Below are 21,870 nucleotides of genomic sequence, written 5' to 3' on the forward strand. Positions count from 1 at the left end.
CGCAAATTGACTCAGACAAGGGAAACCGATGAGCATTATCGAAAATGCCGCGCGCCGGCTTGAGCAGGTCAAGCAATCTCCATCCGTGCGTACTGATGCGCGCGCTGGCGAGCCCGCCAAGCAGACACCGGCACGACTGCCGAATCTGGCAAACGCGAATGCCCAGCCTGCAGGCCAGACCAGCGTCGCTCCCACTCCCCCTAAGCATCATGTGGAAATCGACCTCGAACGCCTACAGCAAATGGGGATGGTCGTTTCCAACGGCGAACGCAGTGCAGTCGCCGAGGAATTTCGCGTCATCAAGCGGCCTCTGCTGCGCACCGCGGCCGCTCCGTCCAGAGGGGGCGCTGGCAACCCACGCAACCCGGCCAACCTGATCATGGTCACGAGCAGTCTGCCCGGCGAAGGCAAGACTTTCTGCGCGATCAATCTCGCAATGAGCATTGCGACAGAAAAGGATTACACCGTGCTTCTGGTGGATGCCGATGTCGCCCGCCCGTCGATTCCGAAAGCACTGGGCATCAGCGCCGAGATAGGCATGATGGATATCCTGTGCGGCGATCGAAAGGATATCGCGGACGTGCTCGTTCATACCAACGTCCCCTCGCTCAGTCTTATCACAGCAGGCAAGGGCCATCGCTATACCACCGAATTGCTTGCCAGCCAGGACATGGCGACGATGGTTGCGGAGCTCGCCAGACGTTATCCAGACCGGATTGTGATTTTCGATTCCCCCCCTTTGCTGGCAACAACCGAAGCACAGGTACTGGCAATGCACATGGGACAAATCGTCGTCGTCGTCGAGGCGGAGCGTACGACGCAGAGCCAGCTCCAGGAAGCATTGCGCCATCTTGACGGATGCCCGAACGTCAGTTTGCTGTATAACAAGGCTCGCCGGTTTTCGACCGAAACCGCATATGGATATTACTGACGCCGCGCCCCGCAGGAAGGAGCCTTTCGGCATTCCCTGCCGGCGACTGTTGCCGGCGGCGTCGGCCGTCGCCCTGCTTTCCATGCAATCCGTCCATGCGGCAGAATGGAGCGTCGCGCCGAGCGTCGGCTTGCGCGAGACCTACAGTTCCAATATTGCGCTGGCACCTGACGCAACGGCCAGAAGCGAATGGGTGACCGAACTGGCACCGCGCATCGCGCTTTCCGCCAGCGGCGTGCGCTTCAAATTCAACGCCGACTACGCGTTACGCTACCTCGATTATCACGGGGGTGGAACGTCGTCCGAAGTCCAGCACAATGTCAACGCCAATGCATCTGGCGAGTTCGTCAAGGACCTGCTGTTCGTCGATGCAATTGCCAATATATCCCAGCAGCGAATTTCCGCATTCGGGCCACAATCGATCGACTATGTGAATTTGACCGGGAATCGCACAGAGGTGCAGACCTATGGGATCAGTCCCTACCTGCGCCATGACATTGGTAGATTCGCAGCAGCTGAACTTCGGTATACCGCGGAAAAAAAGAAAGCCGACGACCCCAACCTGCTCGATTCAGATGTGCGACGCACCCTGTTCGACATTGGCAGCGGGAACCGCCTGCGCACCTGGGGCTGGGGCTTCGAGTTCGACCGGCAACGCATCGACTACCGGCTGGCACCGGAAACCGAGTTATCGCGTTATACCGCAAGGCTGCAATATGAAATCACGCCCCGCATTTTCCTCAAGACGACGGCGGGATACGAAGACAACAACTACCTCTATATCGGCGAGAAACCAAGCGGCAAGCTATGGTCAGCCGGATTATCCTGGCTCCCGTCGCAGTCGACATCGGTTTCGGCCAGCGCCGGACACCGCTATTTCGGCAAGACTTTCGCCGCTTCCGCCGGCCATCACGACGGAAAGTCTGCGTGGGACCTCGGTTACGACGAAGAAGTTACCTCGCAATCAGCGTTATCAACACAGTCCACGCTGGACACGGCCGCCTTCCTCGACCGGCTCTGGAACACCAGCATTCCCGATGAGGCTGCGCGCAAAAAGATCGTAGACACGTTCATCCACAACGCCGGCCTGCCCACTACGCTTTCCGGAAACATCTACAACCTGTCAAACCGCATATTCCTGCAAAAGTCCCTGCGCATCTCGCTTGCGCTAGACGGTTCCAGGAATACCGCCGTGTTCGCCATCCATGGTCTGCGCCGCGAACCGCTCAGCGTCGCGCCGGTGGCGGGAGCGGTGCCGCCGACCTCGCAGCCCGGAATCGACGACGACAGCTTGCAGACGGGCGCCAGCGCGAACTGGATCTGGCACGTCACGCCGCGCTCCGACCTTGCCTTCGGCGCCAGCTACACGCGTGCGCGCGCATTCGGCAACGAACGCATCGATCATTTCCGTGCCTTTCGCACCGCCCTCGCCAAGCAGTTCGGCCGGAAATCGAGCGCAACGTTCGAGCTGCGCCGACAGCAGAGGTCGTCGACGCAACAGGACGCCGCCTATACGGAGAACGCCGTTGCCCTTCTTATTCTGATGCAGCTTTAAGCCCGCGGGAGACTCATGTACAACACCTACTATGGCCTGACTGCAAAACCCTTCCAGCTCAATCCGGATCCGAACTTCTACTTCGGCAGCAAGGGCCATAGCCGCGCGATGGCCTATCTCGAATATGGACTGTCGCAGGAAGACGGATTCATTGTCATCACCGGCGAAGTAGGTGCCGGAAAAACCACGCTGGTACGTAACCTGTGCCGCAGGCTCCAGTCGGAAAAAATTGTAGTTGCGCAGATCGTCAACACCGCACTCGATGCGGCCGACATCCTGCGCATGGCGGCCGCATCGCTCGATCTTCCTTTCGAAAACGTCAGCAAGGCAGCACTGCTGTTACGGCTCGAAATGTTCGCCCGCGATTGCGCGAAGCAAGGCAAGCGCATCCTGCTGATCGTCGATGAAGCACAAAATCTTTCGCACCATGCGCTGGAGGAGTTGCGCATGCTGTCGAACATGCAGTCTTACGATCAGCCTCTGCTCCAGACTTTCCTGCTCGGCCAGCCGGAATTCCGTGCAATCCTGATGAGCGAAGGCATGAAGCAGCTGCGGCAGCGCGTGATCGCCACCTACCATCTCGGCCCGTTGGACGAGGATGATTCGCGCGCCTACATTGAACATCGCCTCTCCACTGCGGGATGGCAGGGCGATCCCTGCATCAGCGATGACGCATTCGATGCCATTTATGGTTACACGCAAGGCATCCCGCGCAAGATCAACACCTTCTGCGACCGGATGTTTCTAATGGGATATCTGGAAGAACTGCATGCATTCGGCACCCGGGAAGTCGACAAGGTGATGGCAGATATCGATGAGGAATTCGCAGCACCGCCGTCGACTGAGGTGGGAACCGACCATACGATCGCCGAGTTGACGCCAGCGTCTTCCGACATCGACGCAATCGAACGTCGCGTATCGCGCATGGAATCATCGGTGACGACTCTGGTCGATGCGCTGCGCAAAATGATTTCGGCTCCTCTCAAGAGCGTTTCCTCCAAAAACCCATGATGAATACAGTGAACGAGATTACGCCTGGAAGCTGCGACCTGTTGTGCGTGGTTGGTGCGCGCCCGAACTTCATGAAGATCGCGCCGATCATGGCCGCGCTTGCCGAACATGCTCCTCGCATGCGCGTGAGCTTGCTGCATACTGGCCAGCACTACGATGCGGTGATGAACCACCAATATTTCGATGCATTGGGTATTCCGGCGCCTTCGATCAATCTCGAAGTCGGCTCCGGCTCCCACGCGCAGCAGACGGCGGAAGTCATGCGGCGCTTCGAGCCGGCGCTCGACGCGTCCGGAGCGCGCGCGGCGCTGGTGGTCGGCGACGTAAATTCGACGCTTGCCTGCGCACTGGTGGCTGCCAAGCGCGGACTTCCCGTCATCCATGTGGAGGCAGGGTTGCGCAGCTTCGACCGCGCGATGCCGGAAGAAATCAATCGCATCCTGACCGACCGCATATCCGACCTGCTGTTTACCAGCGAACGCGGCGCGCGAGACAATCTTCTCAAGGAAGGCATTCCCGAGCAGGCGATCCATTTCGTAGGCAACGTCATGATCGACACCTTGCGCCAGAATCTGGGGCGTGCCGTGCCGTTTCGACAGACCGTGGCGCCGGAAGAAAGGGCGCGCTGCGACGTAGCTGAAAACAACTACGCCGTACTGACCCTGCACCGCCCATCCAACGTGGATGATCCGGCGGCGCTGCGCAGACTGCTCGAAACGCTGAACGAAGCCAGCGAAAGGATTCCGATCCTGTTTACGCTGCATCCGCGCACGCGCGCAATGATCGAGAAGTTTGAACTGATGCCGCTGTTGAAGCGCGCCCGCATCGTCCTGCTACCGCCGCTAGGCTACCTGGAGATGCTCGGCTTGATGAAGGATGCGCGCATGGTGCTGACCGATTCTGGCGGCATTCAGGAAGAAACCACTGCGCTGGGCATACCCTGCGTGACGCTGCGCGACAGTACGGAACGCCCGATCACCGTGGAAGAAGGCACCAACGTGCTCGCGGGAACCGACCGTATCGACATCCTGAGGGCAGTCGACGCCATTCTTTCGTACGGCGGAAAGACGGGGCGGATACCGCAGTATTGGGATGGCGCCGCCGCGGTAAGGATTGCCCATGTCGTGCGCGACTGGGCGGAAAACGGATACAAGGCGTGAACAGCATGGAACCAGCCGTTTTCGCACACAGGCCGCCGCATTCCGGCGACGTCGCTATCCGTAACGCGATGAGCGTGGATGTGGAGGATTACTTCCAAGTCTCCGCCTTTGCGCCCTATGTCTCCCGTCAGTCCTGGCCGGCGATGACATGCCGTGTCGAGGCCAATGTCGACTGGATACTCCAGGCGTTCAACGACATGAACGTGAAGGCGACCTTCTTCACGCTCGGCTGGATTGCTGAGCGTTATCCGGCATTGGTACGCCGGATTGCCGCGGCCGGACATGAGGTCGCCAGCCATGGCTACGCGCACCAGCGCGTGTCAGATCAATCGTCGGCAGAATTCATGGATGACGTTTGCCGCGCCCGCGACCTGCTGGAGCAGATCACCGGGCAACCGGTCGCAGGATATCGGGCGCCGAGCTTTTCGATCGGCGCGCAGACCCCTTGGGCCTGGGAGCTGCTGCAGCGCGCAGGTTACCGCTACAGTTCCAGTGTGTATCCGATCAAGCATGATCACTACGGGATGCACGACGCGCCCCGCTTCCCGTTCCACGCGGACGGCGGCAAACGGCTGCTCGAACTGCCGATCACCACCGTGCGACTGCTTGACCGGAATCTGCCGGCAGGCGGCGGCGGCTATTTCCGCCTGCTCCCCTACCGGCTGTCGCGCTGGATGATCCGCCGCGTCAACGAACAGGATGGCCGACCCGGCATCTTTTACTTCCACCCATGGGAAATCGATCCGGACCAGCCTCGTCCCGGCAGTCCGGATATGAAGACCCGCTTTCGGCACTACGTGAACCTGCGCAGGATGAAGGCCCGTATCGTGACGCTGGCGCAGGACTTCCACTGGGATCGCATCGACCGTATTTTTCTGGAGCAGGCATGACATCCATTAGCGAAGCATTTCAACACGGGGCTTCACGCGCGCCGGCGCCAGTCGTGCACCTGCTGACGCCCAAGGATGCCAGCCGCTGGGATGCATTCGTCACCTCATGTCCGCAGGCGACGTTTTTCCATCGCTCGGGTTGGAAAACCGTCATCGAACAGGCGTTCGGGCACCGCACCTGGTTCTACTATGCCGAATGCGGCGGCAAAATCGTTGGCGTGCTGCCACTGGCGGAAATCCGCAGCCGGTTGTTCGGGCATTCTCTTGGCTCGCTGCCTTTCTGCGTCTATGGCGGCATCGCAACGGAGTCGGAAGCGGCCTACCAGGCGCTTGACAGTGCCGCGCAAGCGCTCGCAAGAAACCTCGGGGTCGATCACCTGGAATACCGCCTCATGGCGCCGCAACACCCTGATTGGCCTGCCAAGCATCTGTATGCGACCTTCCGCAAGCCGATCCTGCCCGATGAAGAGCAGAACATGCTCGCGATTCCGAAGAAACAGCGCGCAATGGTACGCAAGGGCATCAAGGCCGGCCTGCAGAGCCGCATCGACGACGATATCGACAGCTTCTACTCCGCCTATGCCGCAAGCGTGCATCGCCTCGGAACTCCGGTCTTTTCCAGAAAATACTTCCGCCTGCTGAAGCAGGTCTTCGGCGACGATTGCGAGCTGATGAGCGTACTCCACCAGGGGCGCGTGATTGCCGGGCTGATGAGCTTCTACTTCCGCGACGAGGTGCTGCCATATTACGGCGGGGGAACCAACGAGGCGCGTGCGCTGGCCGGCAACGATTTCATGTACTGGGAGCTGATGCGACGCGCCAGTGCACGCGGCTGCCGGGTGTTCGACTTCGGCCGCAGCAAGGCCGGCACCGGGGCATTCGACTTCAAGAAGAACTGGGGTTTCGTGCCACAGCCGTTGCATTACGAGTACCAGCTGCACCGTGCCACATCGGTACCAGACAACAACCCGCTCAATCCGAAATACCGCTACTTCATCGAGGCCTGGCGGCGGTTGCCCCTTCCGGTGGCCAATTTTGTCGGCCCCTTCATCGTGCGCAACCTGGGATGACGGCGATGGAAGACCTGCTATACCTGGTACACCGCATTCCGTATCCGCCCAACAAGGGGGACAAGATACGGTCGTATCACCTGCTCAAGCACCTGAGCAGACGCTACCGGATTTTCCTCGGCACCTTCATCGACGACCCTGCCGATTGGCAGCATGTCGAAACGGTGAAATCACTATGTGCCGAGACCTGCATCGTGAACCTGCACCCGCTGGCGGGCAAACTGGCAAGCCTGCGAGGGCTGGCAAGCGGCATGCCTCTGACGCTTCCTTACTACCACAGCGCGAGATTGCAATCCTGGGTCGATATTTTGCTGGCATCGCGACGCATCAAGCATGCATTCGTGTTTTCTTCGGCCATGGCGCAATATCTGCACGGGCGAAAAATCGCGCGCCGGGTAATCGATTTCGTCGATGTCGATTCGGAAAAATGGCGCCAATACGGCAATGCAAAACGCTGGCCGCTCAATCAAATCTACCATCGGGAAGCGCGTCTCCTGCTGGACTACGAACGCCGGATCGCCTCCGAGTTCGACCATGCCACCTTCGTTTCCGGCGCCGAGGCGCGGCTCTTCAAGCGCCTGGCGCCGGAAGCCGCCGGCAAGATCCGCTTTTTCAACAACGGCGTAGATGCCGACTACTTCACGCCGCAGGCGGAGTACGCCAACCCCTTTCCGTCCGGCGTACGACCGCTGGTATTCACCGGCGCCATGGATTACTGGGCCAACGCCGAAGCCGTCGAGTGGTTCGCGCACAAGATCTTTCCCGTGGTGCGTGCTCGGCAGCCAAGCGCCGTCTTCTATATCGTCGGCGCCCGACCCACGCCCGCAGTACGTGCGCTGGGCACGATGGAAGGCGTCACGGTGACAGGATCTGTGCCGGATGTCCGGCCGTTTCTCGCGCACGCGGCGTTGTCGGTCGCGCCGCTGCGTATTGCACGCGGTATCCAGAACAAGATACTGGAAGCGATGTCGATGGCAAAGACGGTTATTGCATCGCCCGAGGCCGCGGAAGGCATCCATGCGATCGCCGGCCGCGAGCTACTGGTGGCGCGCGATGAGCGCGGCTTCGTCGATTTGATCGTGTCGCACCTGCGCTCCGGCGCGCTTTCTTATGTCGGAGCAGCGGCGCGCGAACGCGTGATGCGCCACTATAGCTGGCAAAGCGGCATGCAGCAGCTCGATGCCTTGCTCGATCCGGCTACGGCCGACCAGCAGCCGCTAGATTTCGGCTCCGCACGCCGCATGGCCGGCTCAACAGGGCGAGGCCTGCCATGAGCGCGGTTCTCGATCAGGGCGTCGGACAGAAAACCGGTATCACCGGCAAACGTCTTCCGGGAGCATGGTGGCTCGCCATCGCCGCCATTGGCGCAATCGCCGTCGTCTACTCGGGGACGCTAGCGTCCATGGTCGCTGTTTGGACCAGTTCAGACACTTTCCTGCACGGTTTCCTTATCGCTCCCATCAGCGCCTATCTGATCTGGCAACGCCGCGCCGAACTTGCGGCTCTTCGCCCGCAGCCCAACCTGCTAGGCCTGCTGCCGCTCGCCGCGCTGGGCGTTTTCTGGCTCCTGGCAACACTCGCCGATGTACATGTGGCGCGCCAGTATGCAGTGGTCGCGATGGTGCCGACAGTGCTATGGACCGTCATGGGCAACCGGATTACCGCCGCGCTCGCCTTTCCGCTGGGCTTTCTCTTGTTCTCCGTGCCCTTCGGCGACATCTTCATCCCTGCCCTTATCGACCTGACGGCGGATGCTACCGTTTGGGCGCTGCAACTGTCCGGCATTCCGGTATTCCGCGAAGGAAGCACTTTCGCCATTCCGAGCGGACACTGGTCCGTCGTCGAGGCCTGCAGCGGCATCCGCTACCTGATCGCTTCGATGACCCTAGGAAGCCTGTATGCATATCTGACTTACCGCAGCCCTTGGCGCCGGCTGACCTTCTTTGCGCTATCGATCCTGGTACCGATCGCTGCCAACAGTGCCCGGGCCTTCTTGATCGTAATGATCGGACATCTGAGCGACATGCGGTTGGCCGTCGGCGTGGACCATCTTATCTACGGCTGGATATTCTTCGGCGTAGTCATGCTGCTGTTGTTCTGGATCGGCGCAATCTGGCGCGAGGACCACGACGAGCGCGAAGACATGCACCTTGCGCGCTCGCATGCTGCCGCCCCGGCATTCTCCCTGCCGGTCGCAGGCGCCGCGATAGCAGCACTCGCTGTCGCCCTGATTGGGCCAGTGTGGGCACAAATCGTCTTGCATCGTGCCGAAACCGCAGACCTGCGGAATATCGCACTGCCGCAACACGCCGGGTCGTGGCGGCGCGACGATAGCCACCCAGGATGGGCGCCGCATTACGCCGGCAACCCGGCCATTCAGCAGTACGTCTACCGCAATGCGGAGCGAGCGGTCGGTCTGCACCTGGCCTATTACGCGACGCAAGCGCCGGGCTCCGGCCTGGTCGGCTACGGTAACGCCTTGGTGACTGAGAATGATCCATTCCGCGCCGGTGCGCCGGAAATCTCGCGTACCCTGCCACTGAAGGACGGCCCATTTTCCATCAGACAGGCAGTTATCTACGGTCACGGCGCCCGGATTCTGGTCTGGCGCTGGTACCTGATGGGTGGCACACACACCGTCAGTCCCTATGTCATCAAGGCGAAGCTTGCGTGGAACAGGCTGCTCGGACGCAGCACAGCAGGCGCGCAGATCGTGCTTGCGGCGGAATTCCACGACGACGAAGACGAGGCAAGCCTGCCGCTCACCTTACTGCTCGAACAGCTCATCCCATTCATCCAGCAAGGAGGCAGCCATGCGCAGCGCGATTGACCTCTCGCCACCCCGCGCGGACACGCGAAGCGCGGAGCCGGCCCCGCTGGTTGCGCACATCATTCACCAGTTCAGCATCGGCGGCCTCGAAAACGGACTGGTGAACCTGATCAACCACATGCCGGCCGGGCGTTATCGCCATGCCATCATCTGCCTCAAGGGTTTTTCCGGCTTTCACAACCGGCTGCAGCGCAAGGATGTGGAAATCGTGGCGCTCAACAAAAAAGAGGGACACGATATCGGGCTTTACCTACGCCTGTTCAGGGCGCTGCGCCGCCTCCGGCCGGACATCGTCCACACTCGCAACCTGTCCGCGCTGGAAGGCCAGTTCGTCGCGGCTCTTGCCGGCATACGGGCGCGCGCCCACGGCGAGCACGGCAGGGACATGGTAGACCTGGATGGCAGGAATACGAAATATCGTCTGCTGCGCAAGGCATTGCGCCCCTTCGTCGGCCACTTCACGACGGTCAGCAAGGATCTCGAAGGATGGCTGGCGGAAGCCATCGGCGCGCCACCGCACAAGATCGCGCAAATCTACAACGGCGTCGACAGCGCGCGCTTTTATCCGCGCAACACCCGCGTCAGTATCGGTCCGCCCGGCTTCATGCACGCCGACTGCATTGTCGTCGGCAGCGTCGGCCGCATGGCCGCGGTCAAGGATTTTCCCAGCCTGGTGCGCGCCTTCCTGCTCCTGCTGGAGCGCCACCCGGAAAGCCGCAACCGCCTGCGCCTGCTTATCGCCGGCGACGGCGAAGCGCGGACGCACTGCCACGAAATGCTGCGCGCAGCAGGTGCCGAAGCGCTCGCATGGCTGCCCGGGGAGCGCGACGACATCGCCACGCTGATGCAGGCGATGGACGTGTTCGCGCTGCCATCGCTGGCTGAAGGGATCTCCAACACGATCCTGGAAGCGATGGCGAGCGGCCTGCCCGTCATCGCCACCCGCGTTGGCGGCAATGTCGAGCTGGTGGAAGACGGCGCCACCGGCCGGCTGGTTCCACCGGGCGATCCTGCGGCGCTGGCCGCGGCCATTTACCAGTACTGCAATGACGACGCGCTGCGCAGGCGTCACGGCACTGCGGCACGCCACAAGATCGAGATGCGCTTCAGCATGGACTCGATGACCCAGGCTTATATGGACGTTTACGACCGCTTGCTGAACCGCGCACCACGGTTTGGCCGGTATTGAAAGGAAATCACATGTGCGGGATTGTCGGGATTTTTGACTTCCGGGGAAATCGGGAAATCGATGCCGGGCTGTTGCACCGGATGAACGAGAGCCAGTTCCATCGCGGCCCCGACGAAGGCGGCACGCATCGCGAGCCGGGTGTCGGCCTTGGCCATCGCCGGTTGTCGATCATCGACCTGTCGACCGGCCAGCAGCCGCTGTTCAACGAGGATCACAGCGTCGTCATCGTTTTCAATGGCGAGATCTACAATTTCCGGGAATTGATGGCAGAGCTGGCACAGCTCGGCCACCAGTTTCGAACCCACTCCGATACCGAGGTGATCGTACATGCGTGGGAGCAATGGGGCGAACGTTGCGTCGAGCGCCTGCGCGGCATGTTTTCCTTCGGACTATGGGACCGCAATCGCTCGACACTGTTCCTCGCCCGAGACCGGCTTGGAATCAAACCGCTCTACTATGCCTGTCTGGACGACGGCATGTTGATTTTCGGCTCCGAGCTGAAAGCATTGCTTGCTCATCCACGTCTGCGGCGTGAAATCGCTCCGCAGGCGGTGGAGGAATATTTTGCATACGGGTACATCCCCGAACCAAAGACGATCTATCGCCAGGCCATGAAACTGCCGCCGGGCCATACGCTCACGATCAGGCGCGGCGAGCCGGTGCCTCTGCCGCGCGAATACTGGGATGTGCCGTTCCGCGCCCACGACGCATTCGATGAGAACGAGGCGGCCGCACAGCTGCATGCGCGCGTCAAGGAAGCCGTCGGCAGCCATCTCGTCGCCGAAGTCCCGCTCGGTGCGTTTCTGTCCGGAGGAGTCGATTCCAGCGCAGTGGTCAGTGCGATGGCAAAGCTGACCGACGAGCCGGTCAACACCTGCTCGATTTCCTTTGGTGACGCCGCGTACGACGAGTCGCGCTACGCGCAACAGGTAGCCGCCCTGTATCAGACGCGGCACCACGTCGATCAGGTCGCGCAGGATGACTTCGGTTTGATCGACAAGCTCGCATCGCTGTATGACGAGCCGTTCGCCGACAGTTCGGCTATGCCCACATACCGCGTCTGCGAACTGGCGCGCAAGCGGGTCACCGTGGTGCTGTCGGGAGACGGCGGAGACGAGAATCTCGCCGGCTATCGGCGCTACCGCTGGCACATGGTTGAGGAGCGTCTGCGCTCGCGCCTGCCGCTAGCCGCACGCAAGCCCGTCTTCGGGCTGCTCGGCAACCTGTATCCGAAGGCGGACTGGGCGCCGCGCGTGCTGCGCGCGAAATCGACGTTCGAGTCGCTGGCGCGCGATTCGGTGGAAGGCTATTTTCACAGCGTTTCCCTATTGAGCGACAAGATGCGCCGCAGCCTCTTCGCGCCTGCTTTCCGAAGCGAGCTGCAGGATTATCAGGCCTCCGAGGTCCTGCGCAGGCATGCCCGGCGCGCACCGACCGACGATCCGCTTTCGCTGGTGCAATACCTGGACATGAAAACCTACCTGGTCGGCGATATCCTGACCAAGGTCGACCGTGCCAGCATGGCGCATGGATTGGAGGTGCGCGTCCCGCTGCTGGATCACCACTTGGTGGAATGGATCTCGGGCTTGCCATCCTCGCTCAAGCTGAAGGGAAGCGAAGGCAAATACATTTTCAAGAAGTCGCTGCAAGCCGATCTTCCGCACGACATCCTTTATCGCGACAAGATGGGATTCGCGGTACCGATCGCCTCCTGGTTCCGCGGTTCCCTCCGCACGCAGCTGCAAGCACGTCTGCAAGGACCGGCCTTGCGGGACACCGGCTTCTTCGACATGGCGTTTATCGAGGAGATGTGCAGTCACCACCAGTCCGGGCGGCGCGACTACAGCGCGCCACTATGGTCCCTGCTGCTGTTCGAATCGTTTTTGCGCACCCACGGCGCGTCGGCCTGAGTGGAGCGCGATGAAGATTCTCACATTCACCACGCTTTATCCGAATGCGGCGCAGCCGAACCACGGCGTCTTCGTCGAGAACCGGCTGCGCCACCTGACGGCGTCCGGGCAGGTCGCGGCGCGCGTGGTCGCGCCGGTGCCGTGGTTCCCGACACGGCATCCACGCTTCGGCCGATATGCTGTCTTCGCCCGCGTGCCGCGCGTCGAGGTGCGCCATGGCATTCCTGCTTCCCATCCGCGTTTTGTGCAAATTCCCAAGGTCGGCATGACAATGCAGCCGTTTCTGCTGGCAGCCGCGGCCATCCCCGAGATCCAGCGCATTCGCAAGGAAGGCCACGAGTTCGATCTGATCGACGCGCATTACTTCTACCCTGACGGCGTGGCGGCGGCAATACTTGGCTGCTATTTCAACAAGCCGGTCGTGATCACCGCACGCGGGTCGGATATCAGCGTATTGCCGCAATTCAGAGTGCAAAGGGCAATGATCCGCTGGGCGGCAAAGCGAGCTGCCGGCATCATTACTGTGTGCCAGGCATTGAAGGAAGCGATGCTCGATCTAAACCTCGATGGCAGCCACATCACGCCATTGCGCAACGGCGTCGACCTCAAGCTGTTTCGTCCGACGGACCGCCAGCGCGCCCGAGCCGAACTTGGACTGCAGGGATTCACGCTACTTTCCGTTGGACAACTAATCACTCACAAGGGCCATGCGTTGGTCATCGAGGCACTTCGCTCGATGCCGGACGTACGACTGCTGATCGCCGGGACCGGCCCGGACCGAGACAGTCTGGAGTCTCTCGCTCGACGTCTGGGGGTGCTCGACCGCGTGCGCTTCCTGTCCGCTATACCACACGCCGATCTTAAGCGCTATTACGGCGCCGCGGACGCGCTGGTTCTCGCCTCCAGCCGGGAAGGCTGGGCCAACGTCCTGCTCGAATCGATGGCATGCGGCACTCCCGTCATCGCCAGCAATGTCTGGGGAACGCCGGAGGTGGTGAGCTCGCCTGACGCAGGCGTGCTGATGTCGCAGCGCAACGCGCAAGGCATCGTCGACGCGGTGCATGCGCTGCGTACGCGCTACCCGGACCGCGATGCGACGCGCCGATACGCCGAGCGCTTCAGCTGGGACGAGACCACCAACGGGCAATTACGTTTGTTCAGCGAGATACTTAGTCACCCGACCCGATGAAAATCCTTTACCACCACCGTACCCGGTCGAAGGATGGCCAGTACGTTCACATTGAAGAAATGATCGATGCGCTGCGCGATCAGGGCCATGAAGTCATCATTGCTGCGCCGCCCAGCGCCGAAAAGGAATCTTTCGGCGCCGATGCAGGAATGGTCGGCCGCCTTAAGCGTCATCTACCCAAATTCATCTATGAATTGATGGAGCTGGCCTATACCGTCGTCGCGTACCGGCGCCTGCGAAAGGCGGTCGAAGAGCATCGTCCGGACTGCTTGTATGAACGCTACAACCTCTTCCTGCCAGCGGGCATATGGATCAAGCGTAGATATGGCTTGCCGATGCTTCTTGAAGTCAATGCACCGATTTTCGAGGAACGCGCGCGCTATGACGGCATTTCGCTGAAACGGCTTGCCCGCTGGTCTCAGGCCTATACCTGGCGCAACGCCGACTATGTGCTTCCAGTGACAGAGGTGCTTGGCGATATCGTCGCGTCGTATGGCGTCGAACCCGGTCGGATTGTCGCGATACCGAACGGGATCAACATGAAACGGTTTGACGATTCCGCCGCCGCGCATTCGGCGAAATCGGCACTCGGGCTCGGCGGCCGCCTGGTGCTTGGCTTTACCGGCTTTATCCGCGACTGGCACGGCCTCGACAAGATCATCGACATGATCGCGCAAGATCCACCGGGCACGCGCCGTCACCTGCTGATCGTCGGCGACGGTCCGGCGCGCACCGCCCTTGAACGCCAAGCCAGCCGGTTGAACGTCACCGACCGGATCACCATCACCGGCATCGTGCCGCGGGAAGAAGTTGCACGCTACGTGGCGGCCTTCGATATCGCGCTGCAGCCGGCGGTGGTGCCGTATGCCTCGCCATTGAAGCTGTTCGAATACCTGGCGCTAGGCAAAGCCATTGTTGCGCCGCGACAGCCCAACATCATGGAAATCCTCACTGACAATAAAAACGCCCTGTTGTTTGACCCGGACCATCGCGACAGCCTGAGCAAGGCGATCGGCAGACTGTGTGCCGATGCCAATCTGCGACGCACGATCGGAGAAAACGCGCGCCGCACCATCGCGGAAAAGCGTCTGACCTGGCATGCCAACGCCGAGCGCACCGCGCAGCTGTTCAAGAACCTGCTGGGTCATGCATAAGCGTCCGGCCTCCGAATCAATGTGCCGGCGCCTGAAAGAAGAGAGATGAGAGACATAATCATTACACTGATCGTGTTCGGATCGATTCCCTTCATTTTGAAGAGGCCGCATGTCGGCATACTGATGTGGGTCTGGATCAGCGTGATGAACCCGCATACCCAGACGTGGGGTTTCGCCGCGACGTTTCCCTTCGCATCGATCATTGCAGTCGCGACCCTGATCAGCCTACTGTTGACCAAAGGCCCCAAGAGCCTGCCGATGACGCCAGTGACTTTTTCACTGCTTGCGTTTGTTGTATGGATCAACGTGACGACGGTATTCGCACTGATGCCGGACTACGTATACCCGCGCTGGAGCACGGTGATGAAAATCATGCTGATGACCTTTGTCACCATGATGCTGATCCGCGACCGGGAGCACATCCAGAAGCTGGTCTGGATCCTGGTCATTTCGCTCGGCTTCTATGGTGTAAAGGGGGGCATCTTTACCATCCTCAGCGGAGGAAGCGAAATGGTATGGGGACCGGAGAATACCTTTATCGGTGGAAATAATGAGATTGCGCTCGCGCTGATCATGACCATTCCGCTGATGCACTACCTGCAGACGATTACCGATAAAAAGGCGGTGCGGCGCGGCTTGGGCGTCGCCATGGCGCTGTCGGCATTGGCTGCGCTCGGTTCCTATTCGCGCGGCGCATTCCTGGCGATTGCAGTCATGGGTACCTTCCTCGGCATGAAAAGCCGCCACAAGACGCGCATCGCGCTGCTTCTGCTGCTCGCGCTGCCACTGATGATCATGTTCATGCCCGATAAGTGGAGCAGCCGCATGGACACGATACAGACCTATGACAGCGACCCGTCGGCACTCGGCCGCATCAACGCTTGGTGGATGGCATTCAATCTGGCGAAGGACAGGCCGCTGGTGGGCGGTGGGTTTGAAATCTACGAGCCGCAGTTTTTCATGATGTATGCGCCGAATCCGGACGATATTCATGCGGCGCACAGCATCTACTTCCAGGCGCTCGGCGAGCATGGATTTGTCGGACTGGGCCTGTACCTGCTGCTCGCCATGCTTACCTGGCGCACCGGCAGCTGGATCATCCGCAACACCGCCGGAAACGAGAAATACACCTGGGCCCATGATCTGGCGAGAATGGTGCAGGTCAGCTTGATCGGTTTCGGGGTTGGCGGCGCATTCCTCAGCCTGCTGTACTTCGATGTCCCCTATTATCTGATGGCGATTCTGGTTGCGACACGCGTATTCGTTGAAAAGGAGATGCGCCGGGAAAATTCGTCGCGCTCCGTATTGCCTGCCGAACAACGACAATTGGGACATGCGCCGCTTTACGCATCCCGCGTTATCAACAGGGAGCAGCTGCCATGAGATTGAGCCCTCTGCGCTCCCTGCTCGGCCGCTCCGCTCCTGCGGGGAAAGACGCCAGATTGTCCATCCTGATATACCACCGCGTGCTGCGCGAGCCCGACCCGCTGTTTCCGCTCGAAGTGGATACGACGACGTTCGACCGGCAGATGCGCCTGCTCGCCGAATTTTTCAATGTCCTTCCGTTGCGGGAAGCGGTCGGAAGGCTACATTCCGGACAATTGCCACCGCGCGCAGCATGCGTCACCTTCGACGATGGTTATGCCGACAATGCCGAGCTGGCCTTCCCTATTCTAAAAAAACACGGCATCCCGGCGACGTTCTTCATCGCGACCGGTTTCCTGGATGGAGGAAGAATGTGGAACGACTCGGTTATTGAACTGGTCCGCCGCTGTCCGGTCGATTCGCTGGACCTGCACGCACTCGGGCTCGGCATACTTCCAACCGCGTCCTGGGACCAGCGCGCGGAGTCGATTGGCAGGCTGCTGCAGGCGCTAAAATACCTGCCCCTTGACGAACGGATGGAACGTGTGGAGGCTATGCGCGAGCTGATGGGGATTGCATTGCCGGCCAGTCTGATGATGAGCTCGCAGCAAGTGAAAATGCTCGACCGCGAAGGAATGGAAATCGGCGCCCACACCGTCAACCACCCGATACTCGCCACTCTCGACCGGACCGCCGCACGCCGGGAAATCGCCGATAGCAGGGATTTTCTGGAAGCGCTGTTGCGCGTGCCCGTCAAGTCGTTCGCCTATCCCAATGGAAAGCCGCAGCGCGATTACCTTGCCGAACAGGTCGGCATCGTGAAGGACCTGCGATTCGAGCTTGCCGTATCCACCGGTTGGGGTACGGCCCGTAACGGCACGGATACTTTCCAGCTGCCGCGCTTCACGCCCTGGGATAGAAACGACACCAAATTCCTATTGCGGATGCTCTGCAATATGCATGCACCGGTAGAAGCAGTCCCCTACCCTGCCTCGTCCGCTTCCACAGTAAGGGACGATGACCCGCTGTTCGAAGGAATTCCCGAGCAATGAATCCCATCCGGATTGGTTTCGTCCTGCTGTCCAATTCCCGCAACCCGGCGCCGAGCACGCGCATAGCGGCTCTGAACATGTTCCCTTTTCTGAAAGCTGCCGGCTACGATCCGGAGATCCTGTTTGAGCCGGCCGACGCCACTGAGACGCCGGAATTGCCGGATCTGGTCAAACAAGCGGTCGACAGGGAGATCCGGGTCGTACTGTTTCAAAAGGCGCATGGACCGGCCGTCGAACGTGCCGCGCGCAGGCTGGCCTTGGCTGGAATCAAGACTGTGTACAGCGTATGCGATTTGGTCGATGTCGCGATGGTGCGCTGCACGGACGCCACGGTGGTCGTCACGGATTACCTGAAAAGCCTCTACCCGGTATCGCTACAGAAAAAAATTCATGTCGTACACGACGGCATCGAGCACCCCGAACAACAGGCTGGGCCGGCGCGGCAAATATACGGGAGCCGGCGCGACAGGCTGCGTGCTGTGCTGGTGACCTCCGCCGACTTGGCGACGCTGCCGGTTATCGGAACGCCACCGGACTGGCTCGAAGTGATTATCGTCGGGCGCTATGCACCAGGGTGGCCGCAGCGCGTCAGGGAAGCGCGGTGGAAGTTTACGGGAATGGCCACTACCACAGAGCGCATCGATTATTTGCGCTTCCTCAGCAGCCGCCGGATTCACTGCAAGGCATGGGATCCGGTCAGCGTCTACACGGCGATGCACAGCGCCGACTTCGGCATTATCCCGATCGACACACGCTCTTCCTCCTGCGACGAGATCATTCCCGCCTGGAAGGTCAAGTCGGAGAACCGGCTGACGATGAAGATGTGCATGGGACTGCCGGTGATTGCCACACCTATTCCCTCCTACGAGCCGGTTCTCAGGCATGGCGAGAATGGCTTTTTCGCCCGCAGCCAGCGCGAATGGATCGAATGCCTTCATGCGATGCGCGATCCGTCTGTCCGGGAACGGATTGGAAAATGCGCCAGGGAGTCCGTGCTGCAGCGCTATTCAACGGAAGAGCAGGCTAGCCGGCTGCTAGGAGTACTGAACGTCCTGTTCGAAACAAGTACCGGAACCGGTACAGGTTAAGCCTGTTTGCCGCGCAACACGAATCGCCGCAGTCGGATGAAAAGCAAAACAATGATCGTATGTTCCGCCCCCTGCGGTCTTCCCGCGAGCATCCATGTCGCCACGACCGTCGCCGTATAGGACAGCGCACCAACGGTCACGAGGCTTGCAAGTTTCACCAGTTCTCCCAGCGCACCTGCGAATCTTCCCATGTACCGCTCCATGAAAATAATTGCGCCAGCCATGCATATTGATGACATGGCTGGCCGCCATACACGGGAAAGATATGCGCTCCACCGGACGGCAGTGATGCGAAAAAAAACGAAATGGATCGTGCACAGCCCGACAAATGCGAAGACTGCGAAGACCCAGGCCGCACCGATGGCGCCGTAATGAAGACTGGCGACAATGAAAATCGGTAGCGAAGTGAGCATTGTGCTCGCGGAAACGAAGGTATTCGCTTTTGGCTTGCCCATCGCCACAATCACCAAGTGCAAATTGGACTGAAGTGCACTGACCAGTCCTGCAATCGAAAAGATGCGAAGTAACGGAACGGCAGCCTCCCATTGCGTCCCTAAGAGGACATGAACGGCAGGCGACGCAACACAAGCCAGTCCTGTCGATATTGGAAAGGCGATCAACGCAATCATGCCGAAAACTTCCAGGAACTTGCGCCGCAGTTCATGCAACTCGCCGGAGAGCCGGGAATAGACGGGAAATACGGCGCGGTTGAGCGGCGCGATCAGCTCGGTCGACGGAAGCATTGCGAGTTCGATAGCGATATTGTACGTACCCAGCTCGCGTGCACCGGCGGTGCGACCAAGGATGAAATCGGCCGACTTATTCTGCAGGAACAGGACCAGATTGGAGATAAACAGCCATTTCGAAAAATGGAACAACTCTGCGCTCGCCTGCAACGACATGCGCGGGCGGAACGGATGCATGCGATAGCTGAGCCAGACAGCAAACAGTTTTCCGGTGACGATGCCCGCAACCAGCGCCCAATAGCTGTGAAAGCTCAACGCCAGCCCGATGGTGACGACAAACGACGCGAGTTTCTTTGCAAGAAGAAAACGGAACTCGTCTCGAAACTTGAGTTCCTTGCGGAATGCGACGGTACCGATGTTTTCGAAACCTTGTGTGAAGGCACCGATCGCCAGGGCGGGAAGTATCCACTGCAACCTTACATCGCCGTAGAAACGCGCAGCAGGACTCGCGAGTGCGAAAATCAGCAATGCGGTTCCGGTGCCGAACAAGACGTTAAACGTCCACGCTGTGTCATAGTGGGCGCGCCGCGCATTCTGGCGCTGGATCAGCGATGTCTCGAAACCGAACGCTCCCATCAGCTCCGTCAGTGCCACGACCGACATTGCCATCGCGACCAGCCCGAAGTCGGCTGGCGTAAGGAGCCTTGCCAGAATAAGCGTACTGACAACGCCGATGCTACGTTCCGCCAGCTTGAACAGTACCATCCATGCCGCGCCACCGGCAATTCCGGGCGCAGCAGCCCGGGGAACCTCGGCAGCCGGCGCCGCCTCGGCCGTCGCCGGGGGCGCAACATTTGGCAGAATTTCGGACATTACGCTGACACGGACGCCGGCGGCGTTACATTGCCGTGCTGCTTAAGCCATTGCTCCAGCATCATCAGCACCCACACCATCGTGCCATGGTATCCAGCATGCTCCTTCAGATGCTTGCCCAGCAGATCGTCGATAAACGTTCTCTGTACGATCCGTCGCGCCGCCAGATCATTCAGGCTGTCCGCGGCCAGCTCGTGCAACGGCCGGTGCTTCTGTAGCCAGACGCCGAATGGCAGGCCGAATCCATGCTTCTTCTTGCTGATAATTTCATCCGGCAGCACGCCCCGCAACGCTTCCTTGAAAAAATAGCGCAGCTTCGTCCCTTTCAGCTTGAGCTCGGGAGCCAGCCGGGCGGAAAAGGCAACCATGTCGTCGTTCAGGAACGGGAACGCCACGTCCATGCCGGCAAGCTCGCAGGCCTTGACTACCTTGGGCAAATCGTTATCGGCAAGCGTGATCTTCAGGTCCAGCGCAAGCATGCGGTTGATGAGGCTCTTCGCATGCGAATGACGGTACGCTTCGTTCAAGCAATCGAGTGGTTGCGCGGGATCGATCGGTTGCAAGAAGTCGGCCATGAACATTTCTCGATGACCATAGCGTTCGAGCAGGTTGTAGGTTTCGAGACGTGCCGGCATCGGAATGACAGCCTGTTCGATATAGCTGCGCGCCTTGCGCACCAAAGGAATATGGTTCCCGCCCGGCATGAAGGCGATAGGTTCCACGAGCGCCGCCCGCAGCGGCACCGGAATGCGCTCGTAAAGTGAGAATATATGCTGCTTTGCATAGCGCTCGTTACCACCGAACAGCTCATCACCGCCGTCGCCGCCTAACATGCGCTCCATGCCATCCCTGCGTGCCATCTGCGCGCAGTAGAAAGCCGGCACCGCCGACGCGTTGCCGAAAGGCTGATCGAATACCGCCGCGATTTTCGGAATGGCTTCGACCACGTCATCCGGCGTCACATAGTACTCGTGATGCGACGTGGAGAAATGACGGGCAGCGATGCGCGCATACGCCATTTCATCGTAACCCTTCGCCTCAAAGCCGATCGAATACGTGCGCGCCGGTCCCTCGCCCATGCGGCCCAGCATCGCCGCGATCGTCGAGCTGTCCGTTCCGCCGCTGAGAAACGCGCCTGTCTTGCCTCCCAAGAGCGATTCACGCACGCTCGACAGCAACAGCGAACGGAATTGCTCCTTCAATTCGGTAGGGGAAGCATGACGCTCTTCCTGGAACTGCATTCTCCAGTATTTGTGCACCGCGGCCCGTCCACGGTGATAAACCAGGCATTCGCCGGGCAACAGCCGCTGTTGTCCCTCGTAGATCGTGGCCGGCCCGGGGACCATGTGAAAGTAGACGTAGTTATAGATACTCTGCGAATCGATATCGCGGCTTGCCAGCGGATGGCGGATCAGCGCTTCAATGGAGGAACCAAACAACAACTGGCTGCCCGTATCCTGGTAATACAGCGGGCGCGTGCCCATGCGGTCGACTGCGAGCAGGGCATCGCCAGTGCGCTCGTCGAGCACAGCCAGCGAAAACTCTCCGTGAAGGCCGGAGCATAGTTCCCGTCCTTTCTCGCGCCAGCAATGCGCGATGGCGGCAGCCATGCCGATGCGGACGGCCTCATCCTGCCAGCGAGCCTCCTTGAAACGCGGCAAGCCGCACACCGCCACCAGCAGGCCCTGCTCATGAAAGAACTGCTGCTCGGAATTGGCTCCGACAACAGCCAGGCCGGCCACGCCAGCAATACTCGCCTGCATCGGCACGCCGTAGAAACGCGCGAGCGGCTCGGCCATGCCATGCGCCAGCTCGGCAGCACCATGGCGTCCGCTCCACCCACACAGGCCTTTGCCCGCGAACTCTCCATTGAACATCGTATACCTTGTCTTTAATTGTCCAGCCGTTCCATCCATA

Annotated in this window: 17 protein-coding genes; 15 read left to right on the forward strand and 2 right to left on the reverse strand. The window is 60.3% G+C overall.

From position 1 onward, the window contains the following. Positions 1–28: 28 nt before the first annotated feature. The 15 genes from FAY22_RS14085 (at position 29) to FAY22_RS14155 (ending at position 18,394) form a co-directional block, all read left to right on the forward strand. Positions 29–931, forward strand: coding sequence for an XrtA-associated tyrosine autokinase (locus FAY22_RS14085; RefSeq protein WP_146330794.1), 903 nt, complete (start codon positions 29–31; stop codon positions 929–931). An 82-nt stretch (positions 932–1,013) separates the two neighbouring features. Continuing rightward, the gene (locus tag FAY22_RS14090; RefSeq protein ID WP_168204843.1) at positions 1,014–2,486 is read left to right on the forward strand and encodes a TIGR03016 family PEP-CTERM system-associated outer membrane protein; all 1,473 of its coding nucleotides are present in this window, start codon (positions 1,014–1,016) and stop codon (positions 2,484–2,486) included. 15 nt (positions 2,487–2,501) lie between these two features. Next, entirely contained in the window at positions 2,502–3,497 is a 996-nt protein-coding gene (locus FAY22_RS14095; RefSeq protein WP_146330796.1) for an XrtA/PEP-CTERM system-associated ATPase, read from the forward strand. Next, a complete protein-coding gene (gene wecB, locus FAY22_RS14100) occupies positions 3,494–4,657 on the forward strand; it encodes a non-hydrolyzing UDP-N-acetylglucosamine 2-epimerase (RefSeq protein ID WP_246860513.1) in 1,164 nt (387 codons plus the stop codon). The genes FAY22_RS14095 and wecB overlap by 4 nt, the downstream gene beginning before the upstream one ends. Before the next feature lie 5 nt (positions 4,658–4,662). Further along, entirely contained in the window at positions 4,663–5,547 is an 885-nt protein-coding gene (locus FAY22_RS14105; protein WP_210411828.1) for an XrtA system polysaccharide deacetylase, read from the forward strand. After that, the gene (locus FAY22_RS14110; RefSeq protein ID WP_146330797.1) at positions 5,544–6,617 is read left to right on the forward strand and encodes a FemAB family XrtA/PEP-CTERM system-associated protein; all 1,074 of its coding nucleotides are present in this window, start codon (positions 5,544–5,546) and stop codon (positions 6,615–6,617) included. The genes FAY22_RS14105 and FAY22_RS14110 overlap by 4 nt, the downstream gene beginning before the upstream one ends. 5 nt (positions 6,618–6,622) lie before the next feature. Beyond that, positions 6,623–7,891, forward strand: coding sequence for a TIGR03087 family PEP-CTERM/XrtA system glycosyltransferase (locus FAY22_RS14115; protein ID WP_146330798.1), 1,269 nt, complete (start codon positions 6,623–6,625; stop codon positions 7,889–7,891). After that, positions 7,888–9,447, forward strand: a complete 1,560-nt coding sequence (xrtA, locus tag FAY22_RS14120) for an exosortase A (RefSeq protein WP_146330799.1) — start codon at positions 7,888–7,890, stop codon at positions 9,445–9,447. The genes FAY22_RS14115 and xrtA overlap by 4 nt, the downstream gene beginning before the upstream one ends. After that, positions 9,431–10,636 carry a TIGR03088 family PEP-CTERM/XrtA system glycosyltransferase gene (locus tag FAY22_RS14125; protein WP_146330800.1) on the forward strand — a complete coding sequence of 402 codons (1,206 nt, stop codon included), beginning with the start codon at positions 9,431–9,433 and terminating at the stop codon, positions 10,634–10,636. Before xrtA ends, FAY22_RS14125 begins: the two co-directional genes overlap by 17 nt. Positions 10,637–10,647: 11 nt before the next feature. Next, positions 10,648–12,546 carry an XrtA/PEP-CTERM system amidotransferase gene (locus FAY22_RS14130; RefSeq protein ID WP_146330801.1) on the forward strand — a complete coding sequence of 633 codons (1,899 nt, stop codon included), beginning with the start codon at positions 10,648–10,650 and terminating at the stop codon, positions 12,544–12,546. Positions 12,547–12,556: 10 nt separating this feature from the next. Further along, positions 12,557–13,735: a glycosyltransferase family 4 protein gene (locus FAY22_RS14135; RefSeq protein WP_146330802.1), complete on the forward strand. Its 1,179-nt coding sequence runs from the start codon at positions 12,557–12,559 to the stop codon at positions 13,733–13,735. Then, the gene (locus FAY22_RS14140) at positions 13,732–14,889 is read left to right on the forward strand and encodes a glycosyltransferase family 4 protein (RefSeq protein WP_146330803.1); all 1,158 of its coding nucleotides are present in this window, start codon (positions 13,732–13,734) and stop codon (positions 14,887–14,889) included. The genes FAY22_RS14135 and FAY22_RS14140 overlap by 4 nt, the downstream gene beginning before the upstream one ends. A 45-nt stretch (positions 14,890–14,934) precedes the next feature. Beyond that, on the forward strand, positions 14,935–16,272 hold the full coding sequence (locus FAY22_RS14145; RefSeq protein WP_146330804.1) for a putative O-glycosylation ligase, exosortase A system-associated: 1,338 nt from the start codon (positions 14,935–14,937) through the stop codon (positions 16,270–16,272). After that, positions 16,269–17,306, forward strand: a complete 1,038-nt coding sequence (locus FAY22_RS14150; RefSeq protein WP_146330805.1) for a polysaccharide deacetylase family protein — start codon at positions 16,269–16,271, stop codon at positions 17,304–17,306. The genes FAY22_RS14145 and FAY22_RS14150 overlap by 4 nt, the downstream gene beginning before the upstream one ends. Then, entirely contained in the window at positions 17,303–18,394 is a 1,092-nt protein-coding gene (locus FAY22_RS14155; protein ID WP_146330806.1) for a glycosyltransferase, read from the forward strand. Before FAY22_RS14150 ends, FAY22_RS14155 begins: the two co-directional genes overlap by 4 nt. Here FAY22_RS14155 and FAY22_RS14160 read toward each other — a convergent pair. Further along, the gene (locus tag FAY22_RS14160) at positions 18,391–19,953 is read right to left on the reverse strand and encodes a lipopolysaccharide biosynthesis protein (protein ID WP_146330807.1); all 1,563 of its coding nucleotides are present in this window, start codon (positions 19,951–19,953) and stop codon (positions 18,391–18,393) included. The genes FAY22_RS14155 and FAY22_RS14160 overlap by 4 nt on opposite strands. Then, a complete protein-coding gene (locus FAY22_RS14165) occupies positions 19,953–21,869 on the reverse strand; it encodes an asparagine synthetase B (RefSeq protein WP_246860763.1) in 1,917 nt (638 codons plus the stop codon). Before FAY22_RS14165 ends, FAY22_RS14160 begins: the two co-directional genes overlap by 1 nt. Position 21,870: the final 1 nt, after the last annotated feature.

It is taken from the genome of Noviherbaspirillum sp. UKPF54 (assembly GCF_007874125.1).
In the GTDB taxonomy this organism is placed as follows: Bacteria; Pseudomonadota; Gammaproteobacteria; order Burkholderiales; family Burkholderiaceae_D; genus Noviherbaspirillum.